12 protein-coding genes are annotated in these 14,813 nt (G+C 65.1%); 9 read left to right on the top strand and 3 right to left on the bottom strand.

The window, feature by feature from the left end; translation table 11 throughout:
• Positions 1 to 37 precede the first annotated feature (37 nt).
• On the bottom strand, positions 38 to 1,684 hold the full coding sequence (locus tag ACGLHT_RS12805; protein ID WP_013971247.1) for a Na+/H+ antiporter: 1,647 nt from the start codon (positions 1,682 to 1,684) through the stop codon (positions 38 to 40).
• Positions 1,685 to 2,247: 563 nt separating this feature from the next.
• On the opposite strand from ACGLHT_RS12805, the gene ACGLHT_RS12810 reads away from it, so the two are divergent.
• From ACGLHT_RS12810 to ACGLHT_RS12825, 4 genes are all read left to right on the top strand, one after another.
• The gene (locus ACGLHT_RS12810; RefSeq protein WP_025337970.1) at positions 2,248 to 2,595 is read left to right on the top strand and encodes an ArsC family reductase; all 348 of its coding nucleotides are present in this window, start codon (positions 2,248 to 2,250) and stop codon (positions 2,593 to 2,595) included.
• A 31-nt stretch (positions 2,596 to 2,626) separates the two neighbouring features.
• Positions 2,627 to 3,661 carry a 2,3,4,5-tetrahydropyridine-2,6-dicarboxylate N-succinyltransferase gene (gene dapD / locus ACGLHT_RS12815; protein WP_025337969.1) on the top strand — a complete coding sequence of 345 codons (1,035 nt, stop codon included), beginning with the start codon at positions 2,627 to 2,629 and terminating at the stop codon, positions 3,659 to 3,661.
• A gap of 120 nt (positions 3,662 to 3,781) precedes the next feature.
• Entirely contained in the window at positions 3,782 to 4,987 is a 1,206-nt protein-coding gene (locus ACGLHT_RS12820; RefSeq protein ID WP_274119683.1) for a cysteine desulfurase, read from the top strand.
• Positions 4,984 to 5,394, top strand: coding sequence for a SufE family protein (locus ACGLHT_RS12825; RefSeq protein WP_274119684.1), 411 nt, complete (start codon positions 4,984 to 4,986; stop codon positions 5,392 to 5,394). The genes ACGLHT_RS12820 and ACGLHT_RS12825 overlap by 4 nt, the downstream gene beginning before the upstream one ends.
• A gap of 212 nt (positions 5,395 to 5,606) precedes the next feature.
• Here ACGLHT_RS12825 and tcdA read toward each other — a convergent pair whose 3' ends face one another.
• Complete coding sequence (gene tcdA / locus ACGLHT_RS12830; RefSeq protein WP_274119685.1) at positions 5,607 to 6,416, bottom strand: tRNA cyclic N6-threonylcarbamoyladenosine(37) synthase TcdA; 810 nt, start codon at positions 6,414 to 6,416, stop codon at positions 5,607 to 5,609.
• Between the two features lie 119 nt (positions 6,417 to 6,535).
• Here tcdA and ACGLHT_RS12835 point away from each other — a divergent pair, with 119 nt between their 5' ends.
• The 4 genes from ACGLHT_RS12835 (at position 6,536) to ACGLHT_RS12850 (ending at position 11,689) form a co-directional block, all read left to right on the top strand.
• Positions 6,536 to 9,127 (top strand): glycosyltransferase, encoded by a 2,592-nt coding sequence (locus tag ACGLHT_RS12835; RefSeq protein WP_075043974.1) that lies wholly within the window; start codon positions 6,536 to 6,538, stop codon positions 9,125 to 9,127.
• 200 nt (positions 9,128 to 9,327) lie between these two features.
• Complete coding sequence (gene dapE, locus ACGLHT_RS12840) at positions 9,328 to 10,479, top strand: succinyl-diaminopimelate desuccinylase (RefSeq protein WP_137163163.1); 1,152 nt, start codon at positions 9,328 to 9,330, stop codon at positions 10,477 to 10,479.
• Positions 10,479 to 11,291 carry a putative RNA methyltransferase gene (locus ACGLHT_RS12845; protein WP_025337963.1) on the top strand — a complete coding sequence of 271 codons (813 nt, stop codon included), beginning with the start codon at positions 10,479 to 10,481 and terminating at the stop codon, positions 11,289 to 11,291. Before dapE ends, ACGLHT_RS12845 begins: the two co-directional genes overlap by 1 nt.
• A 17-nt stretch (positions 11,292 to 11,308) precedes the next feature.
• A complete protein-coding gene (locus tag ACGLHT_RS12850) occupies positions 11,309 to 11,689 on the top strand; it encodes a hypothetical protein (RefSeq protein ID WP_039614802.1) in 381 nt (126 codons plus the stop codon).
• Between the two features lie 153 nt (positions 11,690 to 11,842).
• On the opposite strand, the gene ACGLHT_RS12855 is transcribed toward ACGLHT_RS12850, so the two are convergent.
• Positions 11,843 to 12,052: a cold-shock protein gene (locus tag ACGLHT_RS12855; protein WP_003252255.1), complete on the bottom strand. Its 210-nt coding sequence runs from the start codon at positions 12,050 to 12,052 to the stop codon at positions 11,843 to 11,845.
• 231 nt (positions 12,053 to 12,283) lie between these two features.
• Between ACGLHT_RS12855 and plsB the strand changes: the two genes are divergently transcribed.
• Positions 12,284 to 14,770 carry a glycerol-3-phosphate 1-O-acyltransferase PlsB gene (gene plsB, locus ACGLHT_RS12860; RefSeq protein WP_274119686.1) on the top strand — a complete coding sequence of 829 codons (2,487 nt, stop codon included), beginning with the start codon at positions 12,284 to 12,286 and terminating at the stop codon, positions 14,768 to 14,770.
• Positions 14,771 to 14,813 lie beyond the last annotated feature (43 nt).

A 14,813-nucleotide genomic window follows, 5' to 3' on the forward strand; every position in this document is an offset into this window, starting at 1 on the left:
CCCGCTCCCACAGGGCCGCAAAGCGGCCCCCTGCGGTCTACCTGACTGACCCTAGGTTCGCTTCACTCATATCCAGCTCACCCAGCACCTGCCGCACCACTTCATCCCCCACCAGATGCTGGCGATGCAGCTCATACAGCTCCAGCCGCTGCGCCCGCAGCGCCCGCAAGCGCAAACGCCGCTCCAGCAGGTCCATCTGCTCGGCCAGCGCCTTGGCTTCGGCACTGTCGTTGTAGCTGTCCAGCTCATCGCGGTATTCCGCCATCAAGCGCGCCTTCAACTCGGTCGCCAGGGTCGCCTGCGCGGCATCCTGCGGCGCATTGCTGTCGATCACTTCCTCTGCCTCCAGCGCATGGATCGCCGCCTCGGCCGTGCGTCGCCAGGCCTCCTGCACTTCCTGATGCAAGCGCTCGTCCGGGCTCTTGGTCACCCCGCGCAGCAACAGCGGCAACGCGATACAGGCACTGATCAACGACAGCAGAATCACCCCGGCCGCAATGAAGATCAGCAGGTCACGCTCCGGGAAGGCCTTGCCTGCTCCCATCAGCAACGGAATCGACATCACGCCGGCCAGGGTGACCGCACCACGCACACCACCCAGGGTCAGCAACCAGCAGGAGCGCGCCGTGGGCATCAGCACCAGCGCCGGCTTGCCGCGCCAGCGGCGTACCACACCGATCGAGCGCCAGATGCTCTGGACCCAGATGAACCGCAGCAAGATCAGCGCCACAAAGATCGCCACCACGTCCAGGCAGCGCCAGGCCAGGGTCGGCCAGACGGTGGGTTCATGGCTGACCACGGCCTTGATGATGTCCGGTAACTGCAGGCCCAGCAGCAGGAAGATCAGGCCGTTGAAAGCGAACTCCAGCAGCGACCACACGCTGCGGTTGAGCAGGCGCGTGCTGGTCTGCCGTGGCAGCAGGTCGAGCCAGCTCTGCATCATGCCAGCCGCCACCGCCGAAAGGATGCCCGACACGCCCAGGCGCTCGGCCAGCACGTAGGCAGCGAACGGCAGCAGCAACATGAACACCACGTGGGTGGCCGGGTCGTCCCAGCCGCGGGCGATCATCCAGGCACGCAGGCGGCCGATCAGCCAGCTCAGGGCCACGCCCACCGCCAGGCCGCCCAGGGCGACCAGTACGAAGCTGAAGCTTGCGTCGGTCAGCGAGAAAACCCCGGTGATCGCCGCCGCCAGGGCGAACTTGAAGGTCACCAGGCCCGAGGCATCGTTCATCAGGGCCTCGCCCTGGAGCATGTGCATCAGCGGGGTGGGCAGGCGGTCCTGGGTAATGGCCGAAACCGCCACGGCGTCGGTTGGCGACAACACTGCGGCCAGGGCGAAGGCCACGGGCAGCGGGATGCTCGGCAGCAGCCAGTGAATGAAGTAACCGGCCCCGACCACGGTAAACAGCACCAGACCCACGGCCAGCGCCACCACCGGCCCACGAATGCGCCACAACTCGCGCTTGGGAATGCGCCAGCCGTCGGCGAACAGCAACGGCGGCAGGAACAGGAACAGGAACAGCTCGGGGTCCAGTGCCACATGCAGGCCCAGTGTCGGCCACGCAAGCAAGGCGCCGGCGGCGATCTGTACCAGCGGCAAGGGCAGCGGAATCATGCGGCCGACCAGCTTCGACACGCTGACCAGCGTCAGCAGGATGAGGACGGTGTAGGCGGACTGCATCCGGGAAAGCTTCCTTTGTGAACCAGAAACGACAACAGGGCGAAACATCGCCATTGAAACAATATGTTAGCGGCGATGGGGGAATCGGGGCCGCTGCACGATAGTCGCAGGTGGCGGATGAATATGTAACATGATGATACTGCGGTTTGTCGGTGGCGCAGGCTCGACCCCTTATCGCCCGGCAGATGCATGCCTGAGTCTTGCAGTGCCTGTGAGATCGAGCGCCGCCCGCGCGGCGCTTCGCAGCACAAGGCTGCTCCTACATCTGTTTCGGGCCAATTTTTCCTGTGAGTTTTGTGCGCGAACGCTTTGGCGCATGGCTCGATATCGCGTTGTACGAACAAGGCGGTCGCGTGCACTGGCACAGGCGTTACTGGCCCGAAACAGATGTAGGAGCAGCCTTGTGCTGCGATGCGCCGCGCGGGCGGCGCTCGGTCTCCGACACACTGCAAGACCCAAGACATGCACACCCGTGGCGCTCACAGGATCGTTCCCGCATAATCCCGCGACTGAAATCGGAAAACGGAGAGATTGGGGCAGCCTGTGATCCCCAATGTACACAAATGACCTACACGCTCTACGGCATCAAAGCCTGTGACACCATGAAAAAGGCACGTACCTGGCTCGAAGACCAGGCCATCGCCTACGAATTCCACGACTACAAGGCCCAAGGCATCGACCGTGACAGCCTGAACCGCTGGTGCGACGAACACGGCTGGGAAGTCATCCTCAACCGTGCCGGCACCACCTTCCGCAAGCTGGACGACGCCAGCAAGGCCGACCTCGACCAGGCCAAGGCCGTCGAGCTGATGCTGGCCCAGCCGTCGATGATCAAGCGCCCGGTGCTCGACCTTGGCGCGCGCACTCTGGTCGGCTTCAAGCCCGACCTGTACGCCGCTGCCCTGGCCTGAGCCCCTACCCTATTTCGCACGAGGTAATCACATGTCCAATACCCTGTTCAGCCTGGCCTTCGGTGTCGGCTCCCAGAACCGCCAGGGCGCCTGGCTGGAAGTGTTCTACGCACAACCGCTGCTCAACCCGAGCGCCGAACTGGTCGCTGCAGTAGCCCCTGTTCTCGGTTACCAAGGTGGCAACCAGGCCATCGCCTTCAGCAACGCCCAGGCCGCGCAACTGGCCGAAGCTGTGAAAGGCGTGGATGCCGCCCAGGCCGCCCTGCTGACCCGCCTGGCCGAAAGCCACAAGCCGCTGGTCGCCACCCTGCTGGCCGAAGACGCCGCGCTGACCTCGACCCCAGAGGCCTACCTCAAGCTGCACCTGCTGTCGCACCGCCTGGTCAAGCCGCACGGCGTGAGCCTGGCCGGCATCTTCCCGCTGCTGCCGAACGTGGCCTGGACCAACCAGGGCGCGGTCGACCTGGCCGAACTCGCCGAACTGCAACTGGAAGCGCGCCTGAAGGGCGAGCTGCTGGAAGTGTTCTCGGTGGACAAGTTCCCGAAAATGACCGACTACGTGGTCCCGGCCGGCGTGCGTATCGCCGACACCGCCCGCGTGCGCCTGGGCGCCTACATCGGCGAAGGCACCACCATCATGCACGAAGGCTTCGTCAACTTTAATGCTGGCACCGAAGGCCCGGGCATGATCGAAGGCCGCGTTTCCGCTGGCGTATTCGTCGGCAAGGGCTCGGACCTGGGCGGCGGCTGCTCGACCATGGGCACCCTGTCCGGTGGCGGCAACATCGTCATCAAGGTTGGCGAAGGCTGCCTGATCGGCGCCAACGCCGGTATCGGCATTCCGCTGGGCGACCGCAACACCGTCGAAGCCGGCCTGTACATCACCGCCGGTACCAAGGTGAACCTGCTGGACGAGAACAACCAGCTGGTCAAAGTGGTCAAGGCCCGCGACCTGGCCGGCCAGACCGACCTGCTGTTCCGCCGCAACTCGCTGAACGGCGCGGTGGAGTGCAAGACCCACAAGTCGGCCATCGAGCTGAACGAGGCGCTGCACGCGCACAACTGAGAACCCTTCAACCGCTGCCGGAGCGAGCTTGCTCGCGAACAGCGGATTCTCAGCGTTTGAAATGTTAAGATCGGGTCTGGCACCACGCCAGACCCGATTTTCATTCCAGGCCCCGCGACCATGTTTCAGCCCTCCCCCTGGCGTGCCGATTTTCCCGCCATCGCCGCCCTGCAACGGCAGCACCAGACCTACCTGGACAGCGCCGCCACGACCCAGAAGCCGCAAGCCCTGCTCGACGCCCTGAGCCATTACTACGGCCATGGCGCGGCCAACGTGCACCGAGCCCAGCACTTGCCCGGCGCACTGGCGACCCAGGCCTTCGAAACCAGCCGCGACAAGGTTGCCGCCTGGCTCAATGCGGCAGACTCGCGGCAGATCATCTTCACCCACGGTGCCACTTCGGCGCTGAACCTGCTGGCCTATGGCCTGGAACACCGCTTCGAGGCCGGTGACGAAATTGCCGTCAGTACCCTGGAGCACCATGCCAACCTGCTGCCCTGGCAACAGCTGGCGCGCCGGCGCAACCTGCGCCTGGTGGTGCTGCCGCTGGATGCCCATGGCCGCATCGACCTGGACCAGGCGCTTCAACTGATCGGCCCGCGCACCCGGGTGCTGGCGGTGAGCCAGCTGTCCAACGTACTGGGTACCTGGCAGCCGCTGCCGGCGCTGCTGGCCCATGCCCGCGCCCAAGGCGCGCTGACCGTGGTCGACGGTGCCCAGGGCGTGGTGCATGGCCGCCATGATGTGCAGCAGCTTGGCTGCGACTTCTATGTGTTCTCCAGCCACAAGCTGTACGGCCCGGAAGGCGTCGGTGTGCTGTACGGCCGCAGCCAGGCGCTGGAACTGCTGCACCACTGGCAGTTCGGCGGTGAGATGGTGCAACTGGCCGAATACCACAGCGCCAGCTTCCGCCCGGCACCGCTGGGGTTCGAGGCAGGCACGCCGCCGATCGCCGGGGTGATCGGCCTGGGTGCAACCCTGGACTACCTGGCCAGCCTCGATGCCCAGGCGCTCGAAGCCCATGAAACCAGCCTGCACCAGTACCTGCTGCGTGGCCTGGCGGACCGCGATGGCGTGCGCATCCTGGGCACGCCACAGGCGGCCCTTGCCAGTTTCGTCATCGACGGCGTGCATAACGCCGACATCGCCCACCTGCTGACCGAGCAAGGCATTGCCGTGCGTGCCGGGCACCACTGTGCCATGCCGCTGCTGCAGGGCCTGGGCCTGGAGGGTGCAATCCGCGTGTCATTGGGGCTGTATAACGACAGCGATGACTTGCAGCGTTTCTTCGCGGCGCTGGATCAAGGCCTGGAGCTGTTGCGATGACCCTGCCGGATCAGGCGCGCCAGGCGCTGGAAGCTTTCGAGCAGGGCAAGGGCTGGGAACAGCGTGCGCGGCTGCTGATGCAATGGGGCGACCGGCTGGAACCGCTGGCGGACATTGAAAAGACCGAGGCCAACCGGGTGCATGGCTGCGAAAGCCTGGTATGGCTGGTGGCCGAGCAGGTCGAGGGCCTGTGGCGGTTCAAGGCCAGCAGCGATGCACGCCTGTTGCGTGGGCTGCTGGCGCTGTTGCTGGTGCGGGTGCAGGGGTTGGCCAGTGAAGAGCTCGCCGGGCTCGATCTGCGTGAGTGGTTCACTCAGCTGGGCCTGGAGCGCCAGCTTTCGCCGTCGCGCAGCAATGGGCTGCATGCGGTGTTGCAGCGGATGGCGGAGCTGGCGTCCAACCGTTGAATCGGTGCTGGCCTCTTCGCGGGCTCGCCCGCTCCCACAGGTATCGCGTGGCGTTTTGGCTGGCGCTGTACCTGTAGGAGCGGCCTTGTGTCGCGAAAGGGCCGCAAAGCGGCCCCATCAATCTCTGTGGTGGAACTGGGAACCTGGGGCCACTACGCGCCCCTTTCGCGACACAAGGCCGCTCCTACAAGGACCGAGTGGGGCAGAAACAGTTATTCAGGCTTGATCCGCTCCGAAGGCCGCCGCGCCCCCGCTACCAGTTTTTCCACCGCCTTGCTCGCCGCCACCATGCCAAAGGTCGCGGTCACCATCATCACCGCGCCAAAGCCACCCGCGCAGTCCAGCCGCACGCCCTCACCCACGAAGCTTTTCTGCAGGCAAACGCTGCCATCGCCCTTGGGGTAGCGCAGCTGTTCGCTGGAGAACACGCATGGCACGCCATAGTTGCGGCTGACATTGCGCGAGAAGTTGTAGTCGCGGCGCAGGGTGGAACGCACCCGCGAGGCCAGCGGGTCGTTGAAGGTCTTGTTCAGGTCGGCGATCTGGATCTGTGTCGGGTCGATCTGCCCACCGGCGCCACCCGTGGTGACGATGGCGATCTTGCGCCGCCGGCACCAGGCAATCAGCGCCGCCTTGGCCATGACGCTGTCGATGCAGTCGATCACACAGTCTAGGTTCTCGGTAATGTACTCGACCATGGTGTCGCGGGTGACGAAGTCGGCCACTGCATGCACCGTGCACGCCGGGTTGATCGCCCGCAGGCGCTCGGCCATGACCTCGACCTTGGGCCGCCCCACCTGCCCATCCAGGGCATGGGCCTGGCGGTTGGTGTTGCTCACGCACACATCGTCGAGGTCGAACAGGGTGATCTCGCCCACGCCACTGCGGGCCAGCGCTTCCGCCGCCCACGAGCCTACCCCGCCAATACCGACCACGGCCACATGGGCCTGGCCCAGACGGTGCAGCCCCTGGTCGCCATACAGCCGGGCAACGCCGGCGAAGCGTGGATCTTCTGTGCTCATGTTCATACCCCAAAAAACCGGCGCGCATTATATGCCAGCGGGCCCATGGCCTGCATCGTTAGGAAAGAGACTACCAACCCTGCTTTAATGTCCTATCACTTCGACACATATGGACGACAATGTCTTCACGTAAATTCGGCCTGAACCTGGTCGTGGTCCTGGCCATCGCCGCGTTGTTCACCGGGTTCTGGGCACTGATCAACCGCCCGGTCTCCGCCCCCGCCTGGCCAGAACAGATCTCTGGATTCTCGTATTCACCGTTCCGTCTGGGCGAAAGCCCGCAGAAGGGCCAGTACCCCAGTGACGACGAGATGCGCCAGGACCTGGAGCAGTTGAGCAAACTGACCGACAGCATCCGGATCTACACCGTGGAGGGCACCCAGGCGGATATCCCGCGCCTGGCCGAGGAATTCGGCCTGCGGGTGACGCTGGGCATCTGGATCAGCCCGGACCTGGAGCGCAACGAACGCGAAATCGCCACGGCCATCCAGCTGGCCAACACCTCGCGCAGCGTGGTGCGGGTTGTGGTCGGTAACGAGGCACTGTTCCGCGAAGAAGTCACCCCGGAAAACCTGATCAAGTACCTGGACCGAGTACGCGCAGCAGTAAAGGTGCCGGTGACCACCAGTGAGCAATGGCACATCTGGAAGGAAAACCCGCAGCTGGCCAAGCACGTCGACCTGATTGCCGCGCACATCCTGCCGTACTGGGAGTTCGTGCCGATGAAGGATTCGGTCGAGTTCGTGCTCGACCGCGCCCGCGAACTGAAGCACCAGTTCCCGCGCAAACCCCTGCTGCTGTCGGAAGTCGGCTGGCCGAGCAACGGCCGCATGCGCGGCGGCGCCGATGCCACCCAGGCCGACCAGGCCATCTACCTGCGTACCCTGGTCAACACCCTCAACCGCCGTGGTTACAATTACTTCGTCATCGAGGCCTACGACCAGCCGTGGAAGGCCAGTGACGAAGGCTCGGTGGGCGCCTACTGGGGCGTGTACAACGCCGAACGCCAGCAAAAATTCAACTTTGACGGCCCGGTGGTGGCGATCCCGCAATGGCGCGCCCTGGCGGTGGCCTCGGTGGTGCTGGCGATGATTGCCCTGATGGTGCTGTTCATCGACGGTTCGGCCCTGCGCCAGCGCGGCCGCACCTTCCTGACCTTCATCACCTTCCTGTGCGGGTCGGTGCTGGTATGGATCGCCTACGACTACAGCCAGCAATACAGCACCTGGTTCAGCCTGACCGTGGGCGTGCTGCTGGCCCTCGGCGCGCTGGGCGTGTTCATCGTGCTGCTGACCGAGGCCCACGAGCTGGCCGAGGCGGTATGGATACACAAGCGCCGGCGCGAATTCCTGCCGGTGCAGGCCGACAGCGCCTACCGGCCCAAGGTGTCGGTGCATGTGCCGTGCTACAACGAGCCGCCGGAAATGGTCAAACAGACCCTCGATGCCCTGGCCGCGCTGGACTACCCCGACTACGAAGTGCTGGTGATCGACAACAACACCAAGGACCCGGCCGTGTGGGAACCGCTCAAGGCCCATTGCGAGAAGCTCGGCGAGCGCTTCAGGTTCTTCCACGTCGCGCCCCTGGCCGGTTTCAAGGGCGGCGCGCTGAACTACCTGATCCCGCACACCGCCAAGGATGCCGAAGTGATCGCGGTGATCGACTCGGACTACTGCGTCGACCGCAACTGGCTCAAGCACATGGTGCCGCACTTCGCCGACCCGAAGATTGCCGTGGTGCAGTCGCCGCAGGACTACCGCGACCAGCACGAAAGCGCCTTCAAGAAGCTTTGCTACAGCGAGTACAAGGGCTTCTTCCACATCGGCATGGTCACCCGCAACGACCGTGACGCGATCATCCAGCACGGCACCATGACCATGACCCGGCGCAGCGTGCTGGAAGAGCTGGGCTGGGCCGAGTGGTGCATCTGCGAGGACGCCGAACTGGGCTTGCGGGTATTCGAGAAGGGCCTGTCGGCCGCCTATGCCCACAACAGCTACGGCAAGGGCCTGATGCCCGACACCTTCATCGACTTCAAGAAGCAACGCTTCCGCTGGGCCTACGGCGCCATCCAGATCATCAAGCACCACGCCAGCGCCCTGCTGCGCGGCAAGGGCAGCGAGCTGACCCGCGGCCAGCGCTACCACTTCCTGGCCGGCTGGCTGCCATGGATCGCCGATGGCATGAACATCTTCTTCACCATCGGCGCGCTGCTGTGGTCGGCGGCGATGATCATCGTGCCGCACCGGGTCGACCCGCCGCTGATGATCTTTGCCATTCCACCGCTGGCACTGTTCTTCTTCAAGGTCGGCAAGATCATCTTCCTCTACCGCCGCGCGGTAGGGGTGAACCTGAAGGATGCCTTTGCTGCGGCGCTGGCCGGGCTGGCGCTGTCGCATACCATTGCCAAGGCGGTGCTGTACGGGTTCTTCACCAGCAGCATGCCGTTCTTCCGCACACCGAAGAACGCCGACAGCCACGGGCTGCTGGTGGCGATTTCCGAGGCGCGGGAAGAGCTGTTCATCATGTTGCTGCTGTGGGGCGCAGCGCTGGGCATCTACCTGGTACAGGGGCTGCCGAGCTCGGACATGCGCTTCTGGGTGGCGATGTTGCTGGTGCAGTCGTTGCCTTATGTGGCGGCGCTGGTGATGGCGTTCCTGTCTTCGCTGCCCAAGCCTGGGGAAAAGGCCGTCGAGGCGCAGCAGGCTTGAGAATGCCGGGGGCGCTTTGCGCCCCTATCGCGACACAAGGCCGCTCCTACAGGGGATCGCATCCCGTCAGATATGGCGAGATCGCCTGTAGGAGCGGCCTTGTGTCGCGATGGGCCGCAAAGCGGCCCCATTGGCCTGACGGTTTGATATAAGATAACGCCCCTCAGATTTCCCCGCCTTGCCTTGCCCCGGAGTCCCCCATGACGGCCCCTGCCGAGCTCTCGCCTACCCTTCAACTGGCCTGCGACCTGATCCGCCGCCCCTCGGTCACCCCCGTCGACGCCGACTGCCAGGCGCAGATGATGAACCGCCTGGGCGCCGTGGGCTTCCAGCTCGAGCCGATGCGCTTCGAGGACGTCGACAATTTCTGGGCCACCCACGGCAGCCAGAATGGCCCGGTGCTGTGTTTTGCCGGCCACACCGACGTGGTACCGACCGGCCCGGTGCAGCAATGGCAGCATGAGCCGTTCGAAGCGCTGATCGACGCCGACGGCATGCTCTGCGGCCGTGGCGCCGCCGACATGAAAGGCAGCCTGGCCTCCATGGTGATTGCCAGCGAGCGCTTCGTGCAGGACTACCCGGACCACCGCGGCAAGGTCGCGTTCCTGATCACCAGCGACGAGGAAGGCCCGGCCCACCATGGCACCAAGGCCGTGGTCGAGCGCCTGAAAGCACGCAACGAGCGCCTGGACTGGTGCATCGTCGGCGAACCCTCCAGCACCACCCTGCTGGGTGACGTGGTCAAGAACGGCCGCCGTGGCTCGCTGGGCGCCAAGCTGACCGTGCGCGGCAAGCAGGGCCATGTGGCCTACCCGCACCTGGCGCGCAACCCGATCCACCTGGCCGCACCGGCCCTGGCGGAACTGGCGGCCGAGCACTGGGACGAAGGCAATGCGTTCTTCCCCCCGACCAGTTTCCAGATCTCCAACCTCAACTCCGGCACCGGCGCCACCAACGTGGTCCCGGGCGAGCTGACCGCACTGTTCAACTTCCGCTTCTCCACCGAGTCGACCGTCGAAGGCCTGCAGGCGCGGGTGTCGGCGATCCTCGACAAGCATGAACTGGACTGGTCGATCGACTGGGCACTGTCGGGTCTGCCGTTCCTCACCGAACCGGGCGAACTGCTGGACGCCGTCTCGGCCAGCATCAAAGGCGTCACCGGCCGCGACACCCAGCCGTCCACCAGCGGCGGTACTTCCGATGGCCGCTTCATCGCCACCATGGGCACCCAGGTGGTCGAGCTCGGCCCGGTCAACGCCACCATCCACCAGGTGGATGAGCGGATCCTGGCCAGCGACCTCGACCTGCTGACCGAAATCTATTACCAGACCCTGGTCCGGTTGCTCGCCTGATGCTCGCCTGCCCTCTTTGCCAGGCACCGCTGAGCCGGCTCGACAACGGTGTGGTGTGCCCGGCCGGCCACCGCTTCGACCGCGCCCGCCAGGGTTACCTGAACCTGCTGCCGGTGCAGCACAAGAACAGCCGCGACCCGGGTGACAACCAGGCCATGGTCGAAGCCCGCCGCGATTTCCTCGACGCCGGCCACTACGCGCCGGTGGCGCGCCGCCTGGCCGAGCTGGCCGCCGAGCGCCAGCCCGGTGCCTGGCTGGACATCGGCTGTGGCGAGGGTTACTACACCGCGCAGATCGCCCAGGCCCTGCCGGCTGCCGACGGCTACGCCCTGGACATCTCCCGTGAGGCGGTCAAGCGTGCCTGCCGCCGCGCGCCCGAGGTTACCTGGATGGTCGCCAGCATGGCCCGCGTGCCGCTGGCCGACGCCAGCTGCCAGTTCATCGCCAGCGTGTTCAGCCCGCTGGACTGGGCCGAGGCCAAGCGCCTGCTCAGCCCCGGCGGCGGCTTGATGCGGGTCGGCCCCACCAGCGGCCACCTGATGGAGCTGCGCGAAGTGCTCTACGATGAAGTACGCCCTTACGCCGACGACAAACACCTGGCCCTGGTCCCCGAAGGCATGGCCCATGCCCACAGCGAAACCCTGGAGTTCCGCCTGAGCCTGGCCGCGCCCAAGGCCCGCGCCGACCTGCTGGCCATGACACCGCACGGCTGGCGCGCCAGTGCCGAAAAGCGTGCCCGGGTGATCGACCAGCCCGAGCCGTTCGAGGTCACGGTTTCCATGCGTTATGACTATTTCGTGCGCCAAGACTGAGCACACCCGGAGCCCTTATGCGCCAACCTGATATCGAGATCTACCTGAAGGACGCCGACGTCGACCACAAGCAGATTGCCGAGTGGCTCGCCCAGGCAATCGGCCCATGCAGCGAATGGAAGCAGAAAGGCCATACCTTCAAATGCCAGGCCGGTAACATTCCGGTCACCTGGTTACCCAAGGCTGTAGGGAAATGGAACAGCCTGTACCTTGAAAGTGACCAGACGCCGTGGGCCGATGACGTTGCCTGCGCCCGCGCCGCATTCGCCGCACTGGGCGTGGAAGTGCGCTGCGCGCCAGGTGGCTGGGTGGAGGAAGATGGGGAAGAAGATGCCGACCGCTGGGTCCGCATCAGCGCCGACGGTGAAGAGGAAATCACCTGGCGTACCGGAGGTTGATTCCTGTAGGAGCGGCCTTGTGTCGCGAAGGGCCGCAAAGCGGCCCCCTGACAATGGCGGCACGGCACCTGTTGTCGGGGCCGCTACGCAGCCCTTTCGCGACACAAGGCCGCTCCAACACAGGCCGCGTCAGCCGGCCATTACAGCAGAGGCTCAGAGGCCTACCACGTCCTCGGCTTGCAGGCCTTTCTGGCCCTGCACGCAGGCGTATTCCACCCGCTGTCCTTCGACCAGGGTACGATGCCCCTCACCGCGGATCGCCCGATAGTGGACGAATACATCCGCACCACCTTCGCGCTGAATGAAGCCATAACCCTTGGCATCGTTGAACCACTTTACATTCCCAGTCTCACGAGACGACATCTGAACTACTCCGGATTTTTATTGTGAAGATCGCCTTGCAGACACAGAGTCCCTCCCTGTGTCGACGCCGCTTGCGCAAATATCTTGCAAGTGGCAGGCCGAGTATATGACACAGAACAAAAAAATTTGATGACCGTCGCGCCGTTCGGCGATTTTTGCTGAACTTGCGCGGATACGGCAGACTAATTGGCTGGATACCCACCTGAAAATCACACCCAGGGCACACACCCCATGACCCGTTCCCCCCTGCGCCGCCTGATCTTCGGCGCCCTGCGTCGCCTGTTGTACCTGTGGGTGCGCTCCGAGACCATCAACCAGTCCTCCCTCACCCTCAAGCTCGACCGCAGCCGCCCGGTTTTCTATGCCCTGCCCTCGCCCGCGCTCACCGACCTGGCCGTGCTCGACCATGAATGCACCAAGGCAGGCCTGCCGCGCCCGGTGCTGCCGGTGGCGGTTGGCCCGCTGCAGGAACCGGCGGCATTCTTCTACCTGACCCCGGACCCGGACTGGCTCGGCCGTCATGACAAGCGCGGCGCCCCGCCTACCCTGGAGCGCCTGGTCGCCGCCGTCAGCCAGCATGCCGAAGAGGATGCGCAGATCATTCCGGTCAGTGTGTTCTGGGGCCAGACCCCGGCAAGTGAATCCAGCCCGTGGAAGTTGCTGTTCGCCGACAGCTGGGCGGTTACCGGGCGCCTGCGCCGGCTGCTGACCGTGCTGATCCTCGGGCGCAAGACCCGGGTGCAGTTCTCCGCGCCCATCCACCTGCGCGAACTGGTACAGCACAACAAGGGCCACGAGCGCACCGTGCGCATGGCCCAGCGCCTGATGCGCGTGCACTTTCGCAACCTCAAGACCGCCGTCATCGGCCCGGACATCTCGCATCGGCGCAACCTGGTCAAGGGCCTGATCCACGCGCCCCAGGTGCGCCAGGCCATCGTCGATGAGGCGCAGCGCGAAAACCTGCCGCTGGCCAAGGCCGAAGCCCAGGCTCTGCGCTATGGCAACGAGATCGCCTCGGACTACACCTACACCGCCATCCGCTTCCTCGAAGTGGTGCTGAGCTGGTTCTGGAACAAGATCTACGACGGCATCAAGGTCAACCACATCGAGCAGGTGCAAGGCATCGCCCCCGGCCACGAAGTGATCTATGTGCCGTGCCACCGCAGCCATATCGACTACCTGCTGCTGTCGTACCTGCTGTTCCGCAACGGCCTGACACCGCCGCACGTGGCCGCGGGCATCAACCTCAACATGCCGCTGGTGGGTAACCTGCTGCGCCGTGGCGGTGCCTTCTTCATGCGCCGCACGTTCAAGGGCAACCCGCTGTACACCGCGGTGTTCAACGAGTACCTGCACACCCTGTACACCAAGGGCTTCCCGGTCGAGTACTTCGTCGAAGGCGGCCGCTCGCGCACCGGGCGCATGCTGCAGCCGCGCACCGGGATGCTGGCCATCACCCTGCGCAGCTTCCTGCGTTCGTCGCGCACGCCGATCGTGTTCGTGCCGGTGTACATCGGCTACGAGCGCGTGCTCGAAGGCCGCACCTACCTGGGCGAGCTGCGCGGTGCCAGCAAGAAGAAAGAGTCGATCTTCGATATCTTCAAGGTGTTCGGCGCGCTCAAGCAGCGCTTTGGCCAGGTATACGTGAACTTCGGCGAGCCGATCCGCCTGGCCGGCTTCCTCGACCAGCAACAGCCCGGCTGGCGTGAACAGGACCACGGCCCGCAATACCGCCCGGCCTGGCTCAACGCCACCACCACCCGCCTGGGCGAAACCGTGGCCCGCCACCTCAACGAGGCGGCCGCGATCAACCCGGTCAACCTGGTAGCCCTGGCGCTGCTGTCCACCAGCCGCCTGGCCCTGGACGAGCGCGCCCTGACCCGCGTGCTCGACCTGTACCTGGCCTTGCTGCGCCAGGTGCCCTACTCGCCGCACACCACCCTGCCCGACGGCGACGGCCAAGCGCTGATCGAGCACGTGCGCGGCATGAACCTGGTGGCCGTGCAGAAGGACGCCCTGGGCCGCATCCTGTATCTGGATGAAGGCAACGCGGTACTCATGACCTATTACCGCAACAACGTGCTGCACATCTTCGCCCTGCCGGCGCTGCTGGCCAGCTTCTTCCTCAGCAGTTCGCGCATGAGCCGCGAACTGCTGGGCCAGTATGTGCACGCGCTGTACCCCTACCTGCAGGCCGAACTGTTCCTGCGCTGGACGCCGGAGCAACTGGATGCGGTGATCGACCAGTGGCTGACCGCACTGGTCGAGCAAGGGCTGCTGCGCCAGGACAACGACACCTACATTCGCCCGGCACCCAGCTCGCGGCAGTTCGTGTTGCTGACCCTGCTCGCCCGCACCATCACCCAGACCCTGCAGCGTTTCTACATGGCCACCTCGCTGCTGCTGAACAGCGGCCAGAACAGCCTCAGCGCCGAAGAACTGGAAGACCTGTGCGTGATGATGGCCCAGCGCCTGTCGATCCTGCACGGCCTGAACGCTCCGGAGTTCTTCGACAAGACCTTGTTCCGCCACTTCATCCAGACCCTGCTCGAGCAAGGCGTGCTGCATGCAGATGCCCAGGGCAAGCTGGGTTATCACGACAAGCTCGGCGAGCTGGCCGAAGGCGTGGCCAAGCGCGTGCTGTCGGCGGAGCTGCGCCTGTCGATCCGCCAGGTGGCATTGCACCGTGAAGACGGGCTGGAAACTTCCACCATCTGAGGCTTTATCAGCCGGGAAAATCCGCTAAAGTCCCTGGGGTTGG

The sequence above is a fragment of the Pseudomonas sp. PsB genome (assembly GCF_043658375.1).
Lineage (GTDB): Bacteria > Pseudomonadota > Gammaproteobacteria > Pseudomonadales > Pseudomonadaceae > Aquipseudomonas > Aquipseudomonas putida_Z.